We start from the raw sequence: 19,199 nt of genomic DNA, 5'->3' as shown, positions 1-19,199 counted from the left end.
TCCTGTAAAGTAAAAAACGCTCCGCGAGGATGCACACTGCGGCGTATAAGGTAGATGTCGCAAGCGACCGCCGCAGGTGCGAGAATGTGCCAAGGCACATTCTTTGTTCTTTCTCACACTTTGGATTAGTGAGAAAAAAGAAAAAAAGGAGCAATTATTATGAATGAAGATTTTATGAAAGAAAAACCGATTTTACCACTGCTGACTACCATGGCACTTCCTATGGTTATCTCCATGCTGGTAAATTCTCTTTATAATATTATAGACAGTCTGTTTGTGGCTAAAATCAGTGAAGATGCCATGACTGCCCTTTCCCTGGTCTATCCGGTGCAGAATTTTATCAATGCTGTGGCAATTGGATTTGGTGTCGGAATTAATGCTTTAATTTCTTTTCACCTTGGTGCAAAAGAAGGGGAAAAAGCCAATATTGCTGCCACCCATGGATTCTTCTTTTCTATTTTGCATGGTGTCATTTTAACGATTGGAAGCATTGCCCTGATTCCTACGTTTTTAAGCCGCTTTACCACCGACAGCAATGTTCTTAAGTCAGGTGTAGAATATGCAAATATTGTATTTGTATTCAGTATCATTATTATGATGAATTTAACCTTTGAAAAGGTCTTTCAGTCTGTCGGCAGAATGAATGTCTCCATGATTGGACTGATGCTAGGCTGTATTGCCAATATCATTTTAGACCCGCTTTTGATTTTCGGAATTGGCTTCTTCCCGAAAATGGGAATGCGCGGAGCTGCCCTTGCCACCGGTATCGGACAGCTGCTGACTCTTATTTTTTATCTCTTTGCCTATTTTCTGCGCCCAATCAGTGTACGGATTAGTCGAAAATATCTTATCCGGGACAAACATCTTGATTTGAAATTATATGGTATCGGCATTCCTGCCATCTTAAATCTGGCTCTGCCGTCCTTACTGATCTCATTTTTAAACGGACTCCTTGCCGCATATGACCAGTGTTATGTGGTAGTCGTCGGAATCTATTACAAACTGCAGACCTTCCTCTACCTTCCTGCCAATGGAATTATCCAGGGGATGCGTCCGCTGGTGGGCTTCAATTACGGTGCCGGTGAAATCAAGCGTGTGAAGAAAATCTATCATCTTACCCTCTGTATGAACGGTGTCATTATGCTTCTTGGTATGATTATCTGCTTTACTGCATCACCTTACCTTATCGGAATGTTTACAGACAATGCCACCACAATTTCCGTGGGAAGCAATGCCCTTCGGATTATCTGCTGTGGTTTCCTGATTTCCACCGTATCCATTACTGCCTCCGGTGCTTTGGAAGGGCTTTCAAAGGGCGGACAGTCCTTAATTATTTCACTGCTCCGTTATATCCTTTTTATCATTCCGCTTGCATTTGTTCTCTGTAAAGCCTTTGGTCCACAGTGCGTATTCCATGCTTTCTGGATTACGGAAATTCTCACTGCCGCAATTGCAGCCCTGCTGATGAAATCAAGCCTCCGGCTTCCGGGCACACAGGCATAAAATACATTAGAGAAAGCTGCCAGCAAAATTTTGCTGACAGCTTTCTCTATGCTATTTCTTATTCATATATAATTGTTACGCCGGAAAATGATGCATCCAGATAAATCGTTGCCTGTGGCTGCTGCATCATCGCATTATCAAAATACACTTTCATGCTATCAAAGCCTATGGACAAAAGCAGTGCTGCGCCAAGTATCGGCCATGGTGTATGTCACTCATTATACACAAACACATTTTTCTGTAAATGCCTTTGGAATAAGTGGTAAGAAATACGAACCAAGTGGTAATTATTTCCGTTCTTTTTCTTCTTTCAGACGCTTCTCAATTGCTTCTACCACCGTACGAAGCACTTTAATTCTGGCATAATACTTGCAGTCTGCCTCTACTAAAATCCATGGTGCATAAGTGGTAGAGGTACGAATCAGCATTTCATCCACTGCCTTTTCGTAAGCATCCCATTTCTCACGGTTGCGCCAGTCCTCATCGGTAATCTTCCACTGCTTTGCCGGGTTTTCCATACGCTCCTTAAAACGACGCTCCTGCTCATCCTTATCAATGTGCATCCAGAATTTTAAAACAATGGTTCCATGATGCGCCAGCTGCTCTTCCATTTCGTTCATCTCATGGTAAGCACGCTTCCATTCCTCTTCCTGACAGAAGCCTTCGATTCTCTCAACCATAACGCGGCCATACCAGGAACGGTCAAATATTGCCACATGACCATCCTTTGGAAACTGTTTCCAGAAACGCCACAGATAATGATGTGTTTTTTCTGCATCATTGGGTGCTGCCACCGGATTTACCTGATACCCCCTTGGATCCAATGCCTGGGTCAGCCGTTTGATGGCTCCGCCTTTTCCACCGGCATCCCAGCCTTCAAATGCCAGCACCACCGGAATCCGGTATTTATAAAGTTCATTATGAAGCTCGGAAAGTCTTGCCTGAAGACGTGCAAGTTCTTTTTTGTACTCCTCTTTTTCCATCTTCTTTGAAAGGTCAACTCCAGCCAGTACGGAGCTCTTAAGTACCTGCTCCTTTTGTGATGCGGCTCCTGCTTCCTGCAAAGTATCCTTTTCCTGTTTTATTTCCTGCGCCTTTGTTTTCTCCTGCTCCCTCTTCTCCTGTTCGGCTTTCTTATCTGCGATTGCCTGCTCCAACACAGAAACTACGATTTCCGTCATCTTTGCTGCTGCATATTCCCGGTCGGTACATTCTAAAATATGCCACGGTGCATATTCAGAATCCGTCTTTTCCAGCATTTCTTCATTCATGGCAAGATATTCTTCATAATGCTTATTTCTCGCCAAATCGTCCTTTGTTACCCGCCATGCAGTCTTCTTATCTTCCAGAAGCTTATCAAAACGCTTCTTCTGCTCCTTCTTTGACACATCTGCGAACAGCTTAATAATTACCATGCCATCATCCGTCAGCTGTTTTTCAAAGGAACAGATTTCTCCGAACGCATAATCAAGCTGCTCCTTTGTGGTCACACCGTCAAAGCGGTCCACCAACACTCTCCGGTACCAGCTTCTGTCAAAAATTGCAATTCTTCCCTGGGATGGAATCTTCGTCCAGAAACGCCACAGGAACGGATGCATTTTCTCTTCCTTGGTCTCCACTGCAGTAGCATAAACGGAAAATCCCCTCGGGTCTAAAGGCTCAATGATTTTATTAATCAATGTTCCTTTTCCTGCTGCACCAAATCCCTCAAATACAATCATGACCGGAATCTTCTGTTCCTTACAGGCTCTCTGCAGATAGGATAACTTTGGCTGCAAATCGTCCATCCACTCCTTATATTCCTTTTTCCCCATCTTCCGGTTTAAATCTACCTTCTCTAACATCGCATGTCCTCCTTTGCTTATAACTCCATAATACGTTGCATTTTTATATATAAAAATAGTATAATATTTTTCTTGAAGAATATCCAGTCTAATGGGTATAATGAAACAAATATGTGATTGCGAAAAGAAATTATTATTTCAAAAGGCTGTATTTGAAGTACCGGTGGCTTTGACATGAAATACCGCAGTTCTAAGCTGCATATTTTTCTTTTTGTGATAGAAAGCAGTCTTTCCAATGTTTGACAAGATGCCGGTACTGTCCGCCGGAGTACGGATGCCTTTTAATGGCTGTTAGGGGCACTTGGAATTTCGTCCGGCACCCGGCAACGCTGGCACAGGGACGTGCCAGCGAGGCACATATGAACATGGATGTGAATTTGTGCCGATTGCCGGACCTTACAAAATATGCCTCGAAATTCTTAGTGCCCCTTGCAGTTATTATGTGGCATCCGCACCCGGCGGACAGTGACGGCATCCGGTCAAAGCAACGGAAAGACAGTTTACCATCAAGAAAAATATGCAGCTAAGAATTGCTGGCATTTCACTTCACATAAGCCACCAATTCTTCGAATACAGATCTTTTTCAAATAAAACACCGCTTTTTCGCAATCACCGATATGTATCAATAAAAAGGAGACTCACTATGAAATTTATTTCCTGGAATGTAAATGGCTTACGTGCCTGTGTCAATAAAGGATTTTTAGATTTCTTCCATGAAATCAATGCAGATGCATTCTGTATTCAGGAGACTAAACTGCAGGAAGGACAGATTGACCTTTCCCTTCCGGGCTATTACCAGTACTGGAATTATGCGAAGAAAAAAGGCTATTCCGGCACTGCCATCTTTACCAAAAAGGAACCTCTTTCTGTAAGCTATGGCATTGGCATCCCGGAGCATGATGAAGAAGGACGTGTTATCACATTAGAATATGAAAACTACTATCTCATCACCTGCTACACACCAAACTCCCAGAGCGAACTGGCAAGGCTTTCCTACCGTATGGAATGGGAAGATGCTTTTTTACAGTATTTAAAGGGATTAGAAGAAAAGAAACCGGTTATTTTCTGCGGTGACCTGAATGTTGCCCACAAAGAAATTGATTTGAAGAATCCGAAAACCAACCGTAAAAATGCCGGATTTACAGATGAAGAACGGGAAAAATTCTCTGTTCTTTTAGAGAATGGTTTTATCGATACCTTCCGTTATTTCTACCCGGAACAGGAAGGCATCTACTCCTGGTGGTCCTACCGTTTCCACGCAAGAGAAAAGAATGCCGGATGGCGTATTGATTATTTTCTGGTTTCCCAGTCCTTAAAAGAGAAGTTAAAGGGAGCTGCCATTCATACGGAAGTTCCTGGTTCCGACCATTGTCCGGTAGAACTGGAGATAGACTGCTAAACTTAAAATGGGTAAAAAGCTTTCCTTCCATCAGCTTTTTACTCATTCTTTTATTTCTACAGATACTTCTTTTCAAAGTCCTCTGCACGCATTGGCTTACCATAATAATAACCCTGAATATACTGCACCTTCATGCTGCGGAGCTTCTCCACCTGTTCCGTTTCCTCTACCCCCTCTACACAAATCCGTACTCCGATGGTCTCTGCCAGTTCTGATACCATCTTTACAAAGGCCTCTGAATACTCATCTTTTCCAATGTCAATGATAAAGCAGCGGTCTATCTTGATAATGTCAATCGGCAGCTCACGGATATGGTTCAAGGAAGAATAGCCTGTTCCAAAATCGTCCAGTGCAACCTTTACGCCAAGGCTCTTGATATCCGAAAGAATCTTCTTCATACGCTTCATATCGTTAATTGCAAGGCTCTCTGTTACTTCAAGGGTAAGGTTTGCCGGATCCATCTTTGTCTCTTCCAACACTTCCCTGACTTTTTCTTTCATATCATTCTGCAATAGCTGTACCACCGAAAGATTTACATTGACATGATACTCCGGATGTCCCATGTCATTCCAGTATTTACAACGGCGGCAGGCTTCTTTCAATGCAAAGCTTCCGATTGGATTGATAAGGCCTAAATATTCTGCCAGTGGAATAAATTCAGACGGGGAAATCATCCCCATTGCCTCGGAATTCCAACGGATAAGTGCCTCGGCTCCACTACATGGGTCTCCCGGTTTGGAAATATCCACAATCGGTTGATAATACACCTCAAATTCCTGGCAGGAATTTGTAGTGGCATAACGCATATTCTTCTCTAAATCAAGCCGCTTAAAGGATGTCGCTTCTACATTTTCATCATAGAATTCTATACGGTTTTTTCCGCCCTTTTTAGCTTCGTATAAAGCAATATCTGCTTTTTTGATTAATTCCTGTACATTATCTCCGTCATCCGGGAAACATACCACCCCCATACTCATGGTACAGTAGTAATCTCCACCTTTTAAGAACCACGGCTTGGAGAAAATATTCCTAATCTCTGTTAAAATCTCATCCAGATGCTGATATTCTTCCTGATTAACAATGATGATAAACTCATCACCACCCATGCGGTAGCAGGTAGATTCCAGTCCGTTCACTCCCCGCAGGCTTCTTGAAATCGTCTGCAGCAGAATATCCCCATACTGATGTCCCAGACCATCATTAATATGCTTAAAGTCATCCAGGTCAATATAGCAGAGTGCTCCCTTGCCACCTTGTTCCCTGGCTCTCTGGATATAGATTTCCACATCATGCTCACAACGCATTCTGTTATAAAGTCCTGTCAGGAAATCATTATTCGCCTGACGTTCAATCTTCTGCTGATAAAGCTTTTTATCCGTCACATCATAAACCGTCAGCAGCATAACCATTCTGCCATCCACCCAGTTAATCTGGGTATGATAAATATCAAAATACCGGTTATCCTCTTTGGAATAATATTCTACAAAATTACCGTTTCCATAACGTTTATTACCGGAACGGAAAATCTCATCCTGCTGCTTTTCAAACCGGTCATCTGCAAATAACCTGTGAAACTGCTGGTTCGTATAAAGAATCTTCTCCGAAAGCATATCCCTTACACAGATTCCACAGCCTACATTTTCAAGGATTGCCTCTAAGGATGCATAAGAACTTGCCAGCGAATTCTTTGTAATCCGCTTAATCAAAATACTCTGCACAATCTGTTTTACTTCATTTAAAAATTTAATATCGGAAACATCCCAGATACGGCGTTTCCGCAGTTCAAAGAAGCATAAATACATGGCAGCTTCCCCGTTAATCTCTACGGGCAGGCTGATTGCCGCCTGAATATTCCATTTTTCAAAAAACTGTGCAAATGCGGGCGGCAGTATGGAATCTGCTGAAATCATATAAGGCTTGCCATTGGTAAAAGGAAATTCTGATGTGGAAATGCCCTGGCATTTTGCAATCAATGCATCCTCTTCCTCCAGACAGCATTCACTTATCATATCCGCAGTCTCGCCATCCCGGTTAATACGAATCAATGCTGCATTACTGATTTTCAGATAATTGCATACATCTGTCAGAATTTCGTCTGCAATTTTGGAAAAGCCATTTTCACTCTCCAGCATTTTCACGATAGAAGTCATGACCTCTGTACGCTGTAATTCTGTCTTAATCTGCTCCTGGCTTTCCCTGTTTTTGGCAAATGCTTCCTGTGCCAGAAGCTCATCCAACTTTGTAGCAAAATACTGTTTGGATATATAGGTTAAAAAATCAAGTGAATTGTAATACTGCTTTGTCGTAGTCTTCTGGATATTCTCCGGAATCTCCTGTTCTGGTGCGGCTATATCAGAAAGCACACCAATGACAATCCAGATTGCTGCAATCTTACCGCCTACACGGATTGCAACACCGTTCATTTTCAAATAATCCTCTTCCAATGGTTCTTCCACTACATCTTCCATCTCAGAGGTAATCAGTCTGTTCAGCAGCACAATATGGCGTGCCATACCGACTTTTTCATGAATATAATTCAGTTCTTCCTTGGAACCATATGCCTTGGTCACAACCCCCTGCATCTGGCTTAAGCATACACAATATAAATTATTACAGGCACAGAAACGGTCCTGTAATCCCTGAAGCACTCTTCCGTCGAGTAATTCCGCTCCAAACATTAACTCATTACTCCCCTGCATGTCCAACTTCTGCATCATTTTTGTTACCCCTTTTTACCGACTATAAATAAATAAAAACCTTCTTTTTCCCGTATACAGAACTCGTCTAATAGACGATATTCCATATGTCTCCGCAGCTGTTTCTTTACAAAGCCGCCCTCATTGGAATATAAAATCATATGACCACCATTTTTCAGGAATTTTCCTGCACAATCAAAGAACTGACTGTAAAAGGCATCCTGTTCTTCTCTTGTTTTCTTCCCTCTCAATGGCATATTGGAAATGATTTCATCAAAAAGGTATTTATGTGTAAAATCAAAAAAATCACGATTAATATAATTAATCTGCCTTCCTGCCGCTTTGGCATTCTCTCTTGCCTTTATCACAGCCTCCCCAAAAATATCCAGTCCGTACATATCTCCCGCCGGCACCAGAAGGTCACGTTCTATTAACATGGTACCAACTCCGCAGCACGGATCCAATACCTGTGCACCCTTTTTCAGATAAGGTTCTGCCAGCTTCATAAATAATGCTGCATTTGCCGGATGAATGGATGCTGCAACTGCTTCCTTCCGGTAAGAAAATCTCCGCATTGGAATCGTAAATAATTTACAGGATGGATATAATGTGCCATCCGTATTCTTCGTAAGCCGCAATTCTATTTCATAGCCATCTACCGTATTTAACAGCTGATGTCCGGTTAAATCTTCTAATGTTGCTGCCGCTTTCCGGATAAAGCTGCCTTTTTCTTCCGGTGCAATGCCCCTTACTTCCATGCGGAAGCGAAATGGTGGATTGCCCTCATGCAGCCTGTTTAATAACTCCATCAGATTTGATTTTGCATATGCCTCTGCTACCGCTTCCGGTTCTGCAGCAATCCGGTGTCCCCCGGACAATAGCAACAGCATCTCCCGGAAAGTACGAATCTTTATCACATCCCTGAGATGTGTTGTCTTTACTTTTACACCTGCCGGAACCAGCACCGGACGATCTTTTTTTATCTGTTCTGCCGTAATCTCACGATATGCAGGATTGGTTGTCAGAAGCACTTCTACCTCTTCTTCATATCCAGTAAAACGATGCTTCTTATTCTGGTTCAGCCCACCTAACAATTTATCCAGAGCATGCAGTTCTTCCGTTCTGTGCTTCTTTTCGCTTTCTGCCGGAACTTCTGCTAACAATTCCTTGTAACGCTTCCCGAATGCGTCCTGATAAATCTCTATATCAAGTCCATTCATTGCAGTAAGATAAGAACTTTTCACAAAGCGTGTATTCTCCCTCTGGTATGCCTCAAACAGTGCTTTTGCCGCCCCTGATTCATTTGTCTCACCCAGAATAAGTGCTGCATTTTTCCGGATTTTAGCATCTTCGGAACTCAAAAAAGCATACAAAACCGGATGCGTTGCATGGTATTCTTTCCATTCCTTCAATGCATCCTGATTTTTTATGCTTTTCTTTAATTCTATCAGATTTTCACGTATATTCGTCTCTTCGGTCAGTGCCTTACAAATCTCTTCTAACATGTTTTTCCTTCTTACAACCAGTGGACTTTTCGTCTCTCCACTATCAATGATTTAATATTACTTGAAATCAGAAGATTTGGCAAGACTTACTCCTTGTCATTTTTTAGATTTTCCGGGGCAACTCCATTCTTTTCTATATAATCTGCCACATCCACCTTAAACTGTTTCCAGGCATCCTCATGTTCCACATAATATTTCGGACAGTTTTTTCCGGTTACGTCATAATGACGGATGACATCATCCATGGTCAGATCATATCTGCCACAAAGCCATGCCACCAGATGCACTAATGTCTGGTAGGTGGCATCGTTGAATCTTCCGGTATCGTCCGGGATACAGCATTCGATGGAAATAGTATCATTGTTCCTGTCATTAGATGCATAGGAAATCTCTTTGCATGGGATGCATTGAATCAGTTCACCATCCAGTCCGATGACAAAATGACTGCTGGCATGTGTTTCATGGCTATCCTTTAAGCCTTCAAAATAATCACGGTTCTGCTGTGCTGTGGTTCCCGGATTTGCAGTATAATGCACCACAATGCCATTTACCTGATCAATTGCAAGTCCCGGTCTGGAATAATCATTTATCGTAAGAAGCTGCACATCATAATCCGGCGGATTTTCTACCACTTTGGTAATGGCTGCCGGCACATCTGCTGCTGCCAAATGTTTTCCCCTTATCCATCGGAGCAATTTCCCACCTAATACAAATATGAAAATTACTACAAGCGCAATTCCTAAAAGCAGCAGCATTCTCTGAATCCGCACCTGCTGCTGTCTTCTTCTGCGCCGGTATTCTGCTGCTGTATGTGGTTTCTCATATGTATATTTTTTTCTTCCTGTTTTTCTCTTTCCTCTTCCGGTCTGTCTCATTTATTTTTATCTGCTCCTATATGCGTTATCTGTTATTTCATTCCTTATCATCATACACCAAATGTTCCTTACATTTTATTAACAAAAACTTAATTTTCTTTTATGGTAATTTTACACAATTTTTTCACATCTTTTTTGTTGACATTTACCAAATGTAAGTATATAATACTAAACGAACAAAGAGGTTTGTTCAGATAATAAATTACATAAGGAGGGATTTGTATGTTCTTAGAGCAGGATGCAGTGCTGGGTCTTTCCAGGTTCGTAGCAAAATACGAAGCATATGTAAGAGAGATGAAAGCACAGAAGAAAGAACCTGTTACCATGTTAGCTTATCTGGTAGAAATGGTTCAGTAGACCAGTTGACCAAACGGCGCTTCATAGCCGCCGCTTTCCGTCACTGGTCTTTTTTTTTGTTCCTTTTTTCTCACTCTTTTGGAAATAACAAAACACAAATGGAATGCTGATGATTGCAGTCAGCCCATCTGACAACGCCTGCACAATCTCCACTCCCGCCAGCCCGATCCATTCCGGTAGAAGGAAAATCAACGGAAGAAATACAATTCCCTGACGGCACGCTGATAGAAATGCCGCCTTCCCCTGCTGCCCGATTCCCTGAAACAGCATATTACTTAAAATTCCTATGGGAATCAGCGGAAAAATCAGGCACTGGCTTCGAAAAGTAAAAATGCCGATTCGTGCTGCCATATCTTCTTTTAAAAAGAAGCTCATGGTCATCGGTGCGAAAAGGAATCCTGCCAGACCGATTCCTGCCGCCGCTATGATGCTGCTCCATAAAGTAAAAATAAATGCCTGCTTTAACTTTTTTTTATTTTCAGCTCCAAACTGATACCCTGCCACCGGCTGAAAACCCTGACCATATCCGATAAAAAGGCTGAAAAATACCATAAATAACCGTCCGTCTACAGACATTGCTGCTACTGCCGCATCTCCATATCCTACCGCCTGCCGGTTTAACAATACGGCTGCCACGCTGGCAAATCCCTGCCTGCAAAGCGACGGCAGACCATTTTTTATAATGCTACCATAGTCCTTTATTTTGAAAAAATTTTTACTTTGTTTCTTTCCATTCAGTTTCATTCTGCCATGCCAGAAACAGCCTCCCAGTACCATCGCTGCCACTGCCTGTCCGATAAATGCCGCTAATGCGGCTCCTTTTACTCCAAGATTTAAGACAAACAGAAACACCGGTGTCAGTATAATATCAAGAATTCCACCGGTTACCATTCCTGCCATGGATGCTTTCGCCCTGCCTTGTGCCCGAAGAAGCGTACCAAGTACCAGTGTCTCTATGGTAAAGGGTGCCGACAGCAATACAAAAAGGGCATATTCCCTAGCATATGGAAGCAGCTCTGTTGTTGCACCGGAAAGCTTCAGCAAAGGTGTCAAAAAAATCAGACCTGCCCCCAGACTTATAAGTCCAAGCAGCAGCCCTGACATAATTGCCGAATTTGCAATCTGCTCTGCCTGCTCTTTTTCTTTCTTTCCAAGGAGCCTTGAAACAAGGCTTCCCGCTCCCATGCCAACAGTATAGCCCACTGCCTGTATCCATGCCACCAGTGCAAATGTAATTCCGACCGCTCCGGTTGCCCTGCTGCCAAGTCTTGTTACAAAGAAGGTATCCACGATACTGTAAGCAGAAATTACCAGCATACTTAGTACCGTAGGTGCCGCCAGTGACAAAATCACACGATGCACCGGTTCTGTTTCCATCCTCTGTTCCAGGCTCTTATTCTCCATGAGTGCCCTCACTGTCTGATGGAACATATTTATATCCGACTCCGTGCACCGTTATGATATAACGCGGCCGTCTGGGATTCTTTTCAATTTTCTTCCGGATACTCTTAATATAAGAATCTATGGTTCTGTCATAGCCATCAAAGGCATCCTCTAACGCATAAGTAATCAACTGGTTTCTGCTATATACCCGGTGGGGAGATTTCACCATGGTATATAAAATTTTATATTCATTAGGTGTCAGATGAATCTTTTTCCTGCCTCTTCTGATACAATGATTGTCTACTTCTAAGATGCAGGCCGTTCCAATTTCAATCTGACTTCCTGCCCGCCTGTCTTCTTCGTATACAATGCGGTAGCCCTCTTCTAAAAGCTGCTGGCAGAGTTCCTGGGGCATCCTTCCTTCTGACTCCTGAATGATAATGGTTCCCTTTGTTCCCATATATCTTCTATCCTTCCTGCTGCAATCTTTTCTACTAATTTATAATCTTTTCTATTGTAGTCAGTATCTCCACGGATAAAAATTTTTATTCTCTTTATACAATTCTTCGGATAGAAAGAATCGTCCGGTAGCCTGCATTTGATACTTTAATTCCGGTCTTTGCTGAACTTGCATGCACAATCTGTCCGTTTCCGATATAGATTCCGATATGACCGGAATACCAGATTAAATCTCCCGGCTGTGCCTCTGCCAAAGATGACACTGCGCTTCCGCAGGCTCCCTGCTCACCGGAGGTTCTTGGCAGATTAATTCCAAAATTCCTATATACACTCTGCACGAAGCCGGAACAATCCGCCCCATTTGTAAGACTGGTTCCACCATATACATATGGATTTCCTACAAACTGCAATCCATAATCTGCAATCTGCCTGCCTAAACTGGCATCAGATGCAGACGCCCCTGTTCCGCTGTTTCCGGATGCAGCATTTCCAGATGTTGAAGCTTTAGATGTTGCATTCCCTGCTGTTGTATGATTGGTGCTCTGCTTCGCTGCTGCCTTCTTTTGTGCTGCTGCCTGCTGCTCTGCCGCTTTTCTTCTGGCTTCTGCTTCCTGTGCCGCTCTTCTTGCGGCTTCTTCTCTTGCTAACCGTTCTGCTTCTTCCTGAACAGATTCTGCATGGGGATATTCCGTATAGGTTTCTACATAATCTGCCGCTACATAGCCCTCCCCTTCCTCTGCATCAACTTTTAACCAGCCATCCAGTGTCTCTGTTACCGTTAGTATATCGCCTCCCGGTACCAGTCCTAATACGGCAGCCTCCGTGGATGCTTCCGTACGCACTTTTAAAGTTGTTGTAGTTACCCGGGCAAGCTGTGTGCCAATTTCTTCCGCAAGTGCTCTTGCTTCTTCTCCCACACAGACATATTCTGCACTGACATATCCGCTGACTGAACCGGAAGTAATATAATACCAGCCCTCTTCTGCCGCCTCTATCACACCTACCGTATTACGGTAAAGTTTTCCAAGCACTTCTCCTTCTGTAGACGGTTCTTTTCGAATATTCACATAATTCGGTGCGATTGCAACCGCAAGTTCCGGCTGGTCTGCTGCCGGCATTTCCTCTTCTGCATTTCCAAGTGAAAGTTCTGCCACACCATTTATTTCTGCTTCGCCTGCTGCTTCACCTTCTGCCAGTTCACCAGCTCCTGTCTGTATCTGCTGCAGTGCATACTGCTCAGATAAAATGCGCTGCTCATTCAGTGCCCGGATTACGCCTGCACCGGATGCAGCTGGTGTCTCCATGGCATTGACATTGGTCCATAATGAAGTTGTGGTTGTCAGGATTGCGGCTGCAAGCCATAATTTTTTTACTGTTTTGTATTTCATATCTGTCTCCTTACCTATGTAATCATCAGGTATTGTGGAAGAAATATTTTATTTATTTTTGCTAAGTTGCAAAATAGCCGGGCAGGCCGGCAAGTACTAAGGCTGTATCATAACTGCAAGGGGCACTAAGAATTTCGGATTGTATTCTTTTTATCCGGCAACCGACGCAAATTCACATCCATGTTCATCTGCGCCTCGCCGGTACTTCCATGTACCGGCGTTGCCTGTTCCCATACGAAATTCCAAGTGCCCCTAACAGCCATGAAAATGCCTTCGCACTTTGCCGGACTGTCTGGCTATTGTTCATTTTCTAAAATAAATTCAAATAATTTCTCTTCTCGCAATTTCCTATGTAATCATTCGCAAGTTGTTACGAACTTGTTACATCTTATTACATAGATATGGAGATAGTGTGGAGATGGAAGGATTACCTTCGTCAAATACAATTTAGTCAAGTACGATTGACTAAATCATACTTGACTAATTTTCATCACACGGAAATACAATTCCGGCATCCGCTCTTGCCCGGGTCAGTATCCGGCTGACCGCAAGGCTGTGGTCGAGCATTTCGTAGCAGGTTGCAGTGTCCTTTGATGCTATCTCATTTACAAAGGAAACAAACTCTGCATACATCCGGTGTGCATCTCCATTTCCATCATAGGATACCTCTCTTCCATCCCGGTAATGGATGGTCACTGCGCCGCAGACATTACACGGGCTGTTCTGGGCAATGTAGCCTTCGCTTCCTTCAATGCGATATTCCGGCTGTCCCTGACAGTCCTTTGCGCCTATTGCAACTGCCTGAAAGCCGGGATAAGATAAAATTGCAACACCGCTGGTGTCAATTCCTTTTTCCATGTTTGCGGTATAATGCACAGACTGCGGTTCTCCAAACAAGCCTTCTAAATACTGGATATTATATAAGTTTAAATCCATCAAAGCTCCACCTGCCTGCTTTGCATCAAAAACAGGAATGTTTTCTCCATTCTGGAAACGGTCATATTTTCTGGAATACTGGCTGAAATTGCAGACTGCCATTTTAATTTTGCCAATCGTCGGTAACTGCTCTTTGATAAACTGATAGTTCGACTGATACCGTGTGGTAATAGCTTCAAATAAAAATACTCCCTGCTTCTTTGCAAGGGCACAAAGCTCCTCTGCCTGTCTTTCATTGGCTGTCATGGGTTTTTCTACAATAACATGTTTTCCACGAAGAACTGCTTCTTTTGCCATTTCAAAATGTAAAAGATTTGGCACAGCAATATAGACAGTATCAATTTCCGAATCCAGAAGCTTTTCATAATCACTTACAGCAAGCTGCATCTGATACTGTTCTTTTAATTTTTCTGCTTTTGCTTCACTGCGCTTTGTTCCACAAATTCCATAGCAGGAAAGCCCTTTTACCTGCTGCAATACCGGAAGTACTTCTTCTACGATAGTTCCTGTTCCTACGATTCCAAGCTTCATTTCTTTTCTTCCTTTCCACGGATATACGGGTCTCTGTAATAAGATATGACAAGCTGTATACACATCAGGCACCAGATAACCGGCTCACAGATAATTACACCAAAATATTTCAAGATTGGGATAAACAATAGAACAAATGCAATTTTTCCTACCATCTCTATCATGCTTGAAACCAGTGGCACTACCTTTTTACCAAGTCCCTCTAACACATTTCGAAGTACCAGCAGAATTCCAAGAACCGAATAAAACGGTGTATTCCAGCGGATATATCTGACACCATTTTCAAGAACTACACTTTCGGATGAGCCGGAGAGCAATGCAATCAGGGAAGGTGCGGCAAATGCAACCATAACGGTAATAAATACTGCCCAGCCAACAGATAGTATCATGGCATACCGTACTACCTTAAGGATACGGTCACGCTGGTTTGCTCCCCGGTTCTGGGATACAAAGGTTGCTGTTGCCATTGCCAGTGGCATTAATGGCAACGAACAAAAACTGTTTAATTTTCGTGCTGCTGTATGTCCCGCAATAATCAGATAACCCAGCTGATTGATAGCATATTGCAGGATTACTGTTCCTGTAGATACAATAGCTAACATAAAGCCCATGGAAAGCCCCTGGCCTGTCAGTTCCCGGTAAAGTGGTCCATCTACTTTAAAATGTTCCCGTGCCGGTATTAAAATCTTACATTTTCTCATAATATAAATGGCACATAATACTGCAGAAATTCCCTGTGCTACCACCGTTGCCACTGCTGCACCGCGGATTCCCATCTGAAACTGTGTAATAAAAAGAACATCCAGTACAATATTGATAACGGACGAAATAATCAAAAATGCCAGCGGCATGAAACTGTTTCCAATTGAACGAAGCAATCCGGACAACAGATTATATGCAAACATTACTCCAACACAGATTGTTACAATATAAATATAAGAATAGGATTCCTCTATGATTTCTGATGGTGTATGTAACAAGACCAGAAGCGGACGAAGTCCAATCTGTGCAATCAGCATTACACCAACCGTCACCGCTGCTCCAATTACCAAAGAGCCTGCAACTGCACGCTTTAACAAGTCTTTATCTCCTACACCAAAGCTTCTTGCCACTACCATGCTAAGTCCATTTCCAAACCCCAGTGCAAATCCTACCAGCAGTTCATAAACCGCTGCACATGCACCGATTGCTGCCAGCGATTCATCACCCAGAAAATGGCCTACTATCATGGTATCTGCCGCATTATAGAGCTGCTGAAATAAATTGGAAATAATAAGTGGAATTGCAAATAAAATCAAAGATTTTAAAATATTACCCTCTAATAAATCTGTTTTTGTATGCATCCTTTTAACCTCATCCTTTTCATATCCTTATTTCAACTCCTGCAATACATCATCATATACCTTCTGAAAAGGAAGTCCTCTCTCTCTGCATACCTCCCGGATGGATTCATACTCCGGAGTAATACGCACTTCTCCTTCACCCTCACATATTTTAACCGCCACCTCACCGTAGGAGGTCTGCCGCTTTTCTGTCCTTCTTGGCAGAATCGTCCGCACCATTTCTACATAGCGGATTCCAATGGTTGTTGTCTCACGAAATATAATTGCTTCTAATTTTTCCCGGTCTTCTTTCTTGCAGATTACTGTCAACTGATATGCCGGGCGGTTTTTCTTCATATAGACCGGTATATAATGGACATCTCTTGCGCCATTTTCCAGTAAAAGCTCCATGGCATAGCCCAGTGCTTCCCCGGTACAGTCATCGATATTACATTCCAGTTTTAAAATAGAATCACTTTCATAGACCGGTTCTTCTGTTTCCAGCAACAATGCCCGGAGCAGTCCCGGCCGCTTATAGTCCCGCTTTCCGGCGCCCAGTCCGTTTCCCACAATCCGGTAACATTCCGGCAGCTCTTTTGACGTACAGATAGCCGCTGCAATTGCAGCACCTGTCGGAGTCACATATTCTCCCGGTTCACCGATTTTTCCAAGCGGAATTCCATATTCCATCACAATGTTAGTCACTGCCGGAACCGGAACCGGCAGGATTCCATGCTGGCAGCGCACCGTTCCTTCCCCTTCCCACAGAGCAGGAATAATGACCTCATCTACTCCAAGATTATCAACACAAGCTGCCGCTGCAATAATATCTACGATTGAATCCAAGGCTCCCACCTCATGAAAATGTACTTCTTCCACCGAAACACCATGGGCTTTTGCTTCCGCTTCTGCTAAAATCCTGAATATTTTCTTAGCAAGTGCCCTGGCACTATCAAGCATATTCGTGCCATCGATTATGGAATAAATTTCCGTCAGACCGCGGTGTTCGTGATGATGATGTTCCCCATGGGTGTATGATTCTTCCGAATGGGAATGCTCTCCATAGGTATGTGATTCTTCCGAATGGAAATGCCCTCCATGTGCGTGCGATTCTTCCTTCCCATATAAATACTTCATATCATGATCATGATTCTCATGGGCGGCATCTAAGATGACCTTAAAATCACATGCCGACAGAGCCGCCTTTTGTACTCTGCTGATTGCAATCCCAAAGCCGGATACCGGAATGCTCCTTAAAACAGTTTCTAAGACTTCTCTGTCTGCTCCTGCATCCAGTAAAGCTGCCACTACCATATCACCACTGATTCCAGTATGGCAGTCCAGATATAAACTACGCTTCTTCATCATGTACCCCCAGTCTGTTTATCTGTGTTGCAAGATAGCCTGCACCATAACCATTATCAATATTTACCACTGCAACACCATTGGCACAGGAATTAATCATGGTAAGCAATGCAGAAATGCCTCCCATATTCGCTCCATAGCCTACGGAGGTTGGTACACCGATTACCGGCCTGCTTACCAGTCCGCCTAAAACACTTGCCAGTGCTCCTTCCATGCCAGCCACTGCAACAACACAGTTGGCTTTCTGGATTACCTCAAGCCGTGAAAGGAGACGGTGAATTCCACTGACTCCCACATCATAAATACGTTCCACATTGGCTCCGAAAAACTCTGCCGTCTGCGCAGCCTCTTCTGCCACTGCAATATCTGCCGTTCCAGCCGTACATACCGCTATCAGTCCACTGCGTTTTTTATCTTTTTTTTCAATTTTTAATATATGAGAAACAGGGTCATAGGTAACCTGCGGTAATTCCTTGTGCAACAGCTCATACTGTGCCAAAGACGCCCTGGTTCCCATGACCTCGCCTTCATCCTTGTATATTCTATGAAAGATTTCAAGAAGAAACTCATCCCGTTTTCCCTGACAGAATACCACTTCTGCAAAACCGGAACGCATTTTCCGATGGCTGTCTATCTTTGCATAGCCCATCTCTTCAAACGGTTCCCTTTTAAAAAACTGCTCCGCTTCTTCTACGGTCATCTTTCCGCTTTTCACCTGTTCTAATACTTCATGCGCTTCCATTCTGACATCCTTCCAATCTTTTCCCCCTGCCGGACTTTCGTCTCGACTCCTTTATTGGAATTATACACAATATCTGCGTCCAGTTCTACCCTGTCTTTTTCCAGGCACAAAATTACCGTAGAACCGCCAAATTCAAATTTACCTTTTTCTTCTCCACGGTGCACCGGGCAGTTTTCTTTCTCATTACAGATTCTGCCTACCATAAGTGCGCCCACTTCCATCATTAAAATATTGCCAAAATGCTGACTTTTCAGCACAGAAAATTCTCTGGTATTTTCCTTATAAATCGGATATATTTCTCCCGCCAGCGGATTTACCGTATGAAAAACACCCGGAATCCTATAGATGTACCCCATTCTGCCATCATCCACAAAGCTGTAATGATGATAATCATCTACCGTCAGACGGAAAATGCAAAAGGTTCCGCCCTCATAATGACGGGCGATTTTCCTGCTGCGGAAAAGACTCTCCATGGTATATTCCGTATCCTTGACGCGGACTTTTCCCGCTGCTGTAATGGGATATATGCTGAGCCTGCTGTCGCAGGGTGCACAGAAATTCTCCTTAACACTGTCAAATTTCCGGTGTCCCGGCTTGACTTTCCTGGTGAAAAAATCATTATAGGAACGGTATTCCCGTTCCTCATAATCTGTCATATCTATATGATTCCTTTTTATAAATGGTGCAATTGCAGCCTTTGATACCGGCTGGTTCAAAAGGAATCCACCTGCTTTGGAAACAAAAGGTTTCACCAGAATTCCAAGTAAAATTCTTCCGGCAGCAGTCTCATACAATGCCTTTAACACTCTGCCCTGTGCTGCATTCTCACCAATTTCATTTCCCTTCCGGTCTACACAACGCATCTTCGTTTCCTCCTCATTTTTCCTCATCACA

17 protein-coding genes are annotated in these 19,199 nt (G+C 43.2%); 4 read left to right on the top strand and 13 right to left on the bottom strand.

Annotation, left to right across the window (positions count from 1 at the left end; genetic code table 11):
* Positions 1 to 159 precede the first annotated feature (159 nt).
* The gene (locus tag LKD41_RS13710; protein WP_022244013.1) at positions 160 to 1,503 is read left to right on the top strand and encodes an MATE family efflux transporter; all 1,344 of its coding nucleotides are present in this window, start codon (positions 160 to 162) and stop codon (positions 1,501 to 1,503) included.
* A 287-nt stretch (positions 1,504 to 1,790) separates the two neighbouring features.
* Here the strand turns inward: LKD41_RS13710 and LKD41_RS13705 are convergent, their stop codons facing one another.
* Entirely contained in the window at positions 1,791 to 3,347 is a 1,557-nt protein-coding gene (locus LKD41_RS13705) for a phosphate--AMP phosphotransferase (RefSeq protein WP_117842007.1), read from the bottom strand.
* A gap of 284 nt (positions 3,348 to 3,631) precedes the next feature.
* Here LKD41_RS13705 and LKD41_RS13700 point away from each other — a divergent pair, with 284 nt between their 5' ends.
* Together LKD41_RS13700 and LKD41_RS13695 are read left to right on the top strand one after the other, a co-directional pair.
* Positions 3,632 to 3,874, top strand: coding sequence for a hypothetical protein (locus LKD41_RS13700; protein WP_227701473.1), 243 nt, complete (start codon positions 3,632 to 3,634; stop codon positions 3,872 to 3,874).
* Between the two features lie 116 nt (positions 3,875 to 3,990).
* The gene (locus LKD41_RS13695) at positions 3,991 to 4,746 is read left to right on the top strand and encodes an exodeoxyribonuclease III (RefSeq protein ID WP_022244011.1); all 756 of its coding nucleotides are present in this window, start codon (positions 3,991 to 3,993) and stop codon (positions 4,744 to 4,746) included.
* 56 nt (positions 4,747 to 4,802) lie between these two features.
* Here LKD41_RS13695 and LKD41_RS13690 read toward each other — a convergent pair whose 3' ends face one another.
* From LKD41_RS13690 to LKD41_RS13680, 3 genes are all read right to left on the bottom strand, one after another.
* The gene (locus LKD41_RS13690) at positions 4,803 to 7,463 is read right to left on the bottom strand and encodes a sensor domain-containing phosphodiesterase (RefSeq protein WP_227701472.1); all 2,661 of its coding nucleotides are present in this window, start codon (positions 7,461 to 7,463) and stop codon (positions 4,803 to 4,805) included.
* A gap of 5 nt (positions 7,464 to 7,468) precedes the next feature.
* On the bottom strand, positions 7,469 to 8,947 hold the full coding sequence (locus LKD41_RS13685; RefSeq protein WP_227701471.1) for a methyltransferase: 1,479 nt from the start codon (positions 8,945 to 8,947) through the stop codon (positions 7,469 to 7,471).
* Between the two features lie 86 nt (positions 8,948 to 9,033).
* The gene (locus LKD41_RS13680) at positions 9,034 to 9,822 is read right to left on the bottom strand and encodes a peptidoglycan recognition protein family protein (RefSeq protein ID WP_022244008.1); all 789 of its coding nucleotides are present in this window, start codon (positions 9,820 to 9,822) and stop codon (positions 9,034 to 9,036) included.
* A gap of 222 nt (positions 9,823 to 10,044) precedes the next feature.
* Between LKD41_RS13680 and LKD41_RS15705 the strand changes: the two genes are divergently transcribed.
* Positions 10,045 to 10,179, top strand: coding sequence for a hypothetical protein (locus tag LKD41_RS15705; RefSeq protein ID WP_022244007.1), 135 nt, complete (start codon positions 10,045 to 10,047; stop codon positions 10,177 to 10,179).
* A gap of 21 nt (positions 10,180 to 10,200) precedes the next feature.
* On the opposite strand, the gene LKD41_RS13675 is transcribed toward LKD41_RS15705, so the two are convergent.
* From LKD41_RS13675 to LKD41_RS13635, 9 genes are all read right to left on the bottom strand, one after another.
* On the bottom strand, positions 10,201 to 11,583 hold the full coding sequence (locus LKD41_RS13675) for an MATE family efflux transporter (RefSeq protein WP_227701470.1): 1,383 nt from the start codon (positions 11,581 to 11,583) through the stop codon (positions 10,201 to 10,203).
* Positions 11,573 to 12,022 (bottom strand): winged helix-turn-helix domain-containing protein, encoded by a 450-nt coding sequence (locus LKD41_RS13670; protein WP_117842012.1) that lies wholly within the window; start codon positions 12,020 to 12,022, stop codon positions 11,573 to 11,575. Before LKD41_RS13670 ends, LKD41_RS13675 begins: the two co-directional genes overlap by 11 nt.
* A 94-nt stretch (positions 12,023 to 12,116) precedes the next feature.
* The gene (locus LKD41_RS13665) at positions 12,117 to 13,409 is read right to left on the bottom strand and encodes a C40 family peptidase (RefSeq protein WP_227701469.1); all 1,293 of its coding nucleotides are present in this window, start codon (positions 13,407 to 13,409) and stop codon (positions 12,117 to 12,119) included.
* A 125-nt stretch (positions 13,410 to 13,534) separates the two neighbouring features.
* The gene (locus LKD41_RS13660) at positions 13,535 to 13,672 is read right to left on the bottom strand and encodes a hypothetical protein (RefSeq protein WP_227701468.1); all 138 of its coding nucleotides are present in this window, start codon (positions 13,670 to 13,672) and stop codon (positions 13,535 to 13,537) included.
* 217 nt (positions 13,673 to 13,889) lie between these two features.
* Complete coding sequence (locus LKD41_RS13655; protein ID WP_022244003.1) at positions 13,890 to 14,876, bottom strand: Gfo/Idh/MocA family protein; 987 nt, start codon at positions 14,874 to 14,876, stop codon at positions 13,890 to 13,892.
* Positions 14,873 to 16,219 carry an MATE family efflux transporter gene (locus LKD41_RS13650; RefSeq protein ID WP_227701467.1) on the bottom strand — a complete coding sequence of 449 codons (1,347 nt, stop codon included), beginning with the start codon at positions 16,217 to 16,219 and terminating at the stop codon, positions 14,873 to 14,875. Before LKD41_RS13650 ends, LKD41_RS13655 begins: the two co-directional genes overlap by 4 nt.
* 27 nt (positions 16,220 to 16,246) lie before the next feature.
* Positions 16,247 to 17,563 carry a nickel pincer cofactor biosynthesis protein LarC gene (larC, locus tag LKD41_RS13645; RefSeq protein WP_227701466.1) on the bottom strand — a complete coding sequence of 439 codons (1,317 nt, stop codon included), beginning with the start codon at positions 17,561 to 17,563 and terminating at the stop codon, positions 16,247 to 16,249.
* Positions 17,550 to 18,305, bottom strand: coding sequence for a nickel pincer cofactor biosynthesis protein LarB (gene larB / locus LKD41_RS13640; protein ID WP_227701465.1), 756 nt, complete (start codon positions 18,303 to 18,305; stop codon positions 17,550 to 17,552). Before larB ends, larC begins: the two co-directional genes overlap by 14 nt.
* Positions 18,284 to 19,168 carry a phosphatidylserine decarboxylase gene (locus LKD41_RS13635; protein WP_227701464.1) on the bottom strand — a complete coding sequence of 295 codons (885 nt, stop codon included), beginning with the start codon at positions 19,166 to 19,168 and terminating at the stop codon, positions 18,284 to 18,286. Before LKD41_RS13635 ends, larB begins: the two co-directional genes overlap by 22 nt.
* Positions 19,169 to 19,199 lie beyond the last annotated feature (31 nt).

Source organism: Roseburia sp. CLA-AA-H209, assembly GCF_020687575.1.
GTDB lineage: Bacteria > Bacillota > Clostridia > Lachnospirales > Lachnospiraceae > Roseburia_C > Roseburia_C amylophila.
The sequence above is the reverse complement of the archived record's forward strand: the minus strand, read 5'-3'. Positions and strand labels throughout refer to the sequence as shown.

Coding starts and splice junctions, on each gene's coding strand:
- LKD41_RS13690 (WP_227701472.1), bottom strand. CDS start 7,463: ATGATGCAGAAGTTGGACATGCAGGGGAGTAATGAGTTAATGTTTGGA.
- LKD41_RS13675 (WP_227701470.1), bottom strand. CDS start 11,583: ATGGAGAATAAGAGCCTGGAACAGAGGATGGAAACAGAACCGGTGCAT.
- LKD41_RS13705 (WP_117842007.1), bottom strand. CDS start 3,347: ATGTTAGAGAAGGTAGATTTAAACCGGAAGATGGGGAAAAAGGAATAT.
- LKD41_RS13655 (WP_022244003.1), bottom strand. CDS start 14,876: ATGAAGCTTGGAATCGTAGGAACAGGAACTATCGTAGAAGAAGTACTT.
- LKD41_RS13665 (WP_227701469.1), bottom strand. CDS start 13,409: ATGAAATACAAAACAGTAAAAAAATTATGGCTTGCAGCCGCAATCCTG.
- LKD41_RS13685 (WP_227701471.1), bottom strand. CDS start 8,947: ATGTTAGAAGAGATTTGTAAGGCACTGACCGAAGAGACGAATATACGT.
- larB (WP_227701465.1), bottom strand. CDS start 18,305: ATGGAAGCGCATGAAGTATTAGAACAGGTGAAAAGCGGAAAGATGACC.
- LKD41_RS13680 (WP_022244008.1), bottom strand. CDS start 9,822: ATGAGACAGACCGGAAGAGGAAAGAGAAAAACAGGAAGAAAAAAATAT.
- LKD41_RS15705 (WP_022244007.1), top strand. CDS start 10,045: ATGTTCTTAGAGCAGGATGCAGTGCTGGGTCTTTCCAGGTTCGTAGCA.
- LKD41_RS13670 (WP_117842012.1), bottom strand. CDS start 12,022: ATGGGAACAAAGGGAACCATTATCATTCAGGAGTCAGAAGGAAGGATG.
- LKD41_RS13660 (WP_227701468.1), bottom strand. CDS start 13,672: ATGGCTGTTAGGGGCACTTGGAATTTCGTATGGGAACAGGCAACGCCG.
- LKD41_RS13635 (WP_227701464.1), bottom strand. CDS start 19,168: ATGCGTTGTGTAGACCGGAAGGGAAATGAAATTGGTGAGAATGCAGCA.
- LKD41_RS13700 (WP_227701473.1), top strand. CDS start 3,632: ATGGCTGTTAGGGGCACTTGGAATTTCGTCCGGCACCCGGCAACGCTG.
- larC (WP_227701466.1), bottom strand. CDS start 17,563: ATGAAGAAGCGTAGTTTATATCTGGACTGCCATACTGGAATCAGTGGT.
- LKD41_RS13650 (WP_227701467.1), bottom strand. CDS start 16,219: ATGCATACAAAAACAGATTTATTAGAGGGTAATATTTTAAAATCTTTG.
- LKD41_RS13695 (WP_022244011.1), top strand. CDS start 3,991: ATGAAATTTATTTCCTGGAATGTAAATGGCTTACGTGCCTGTGTCAAT.
- LKD41_RS13710 (WP_022244013.1), top strand. CDS start 160: ATGAATGAAGATTTTATGAAAGAAAAACCGATTTTACCACTGCTGACT.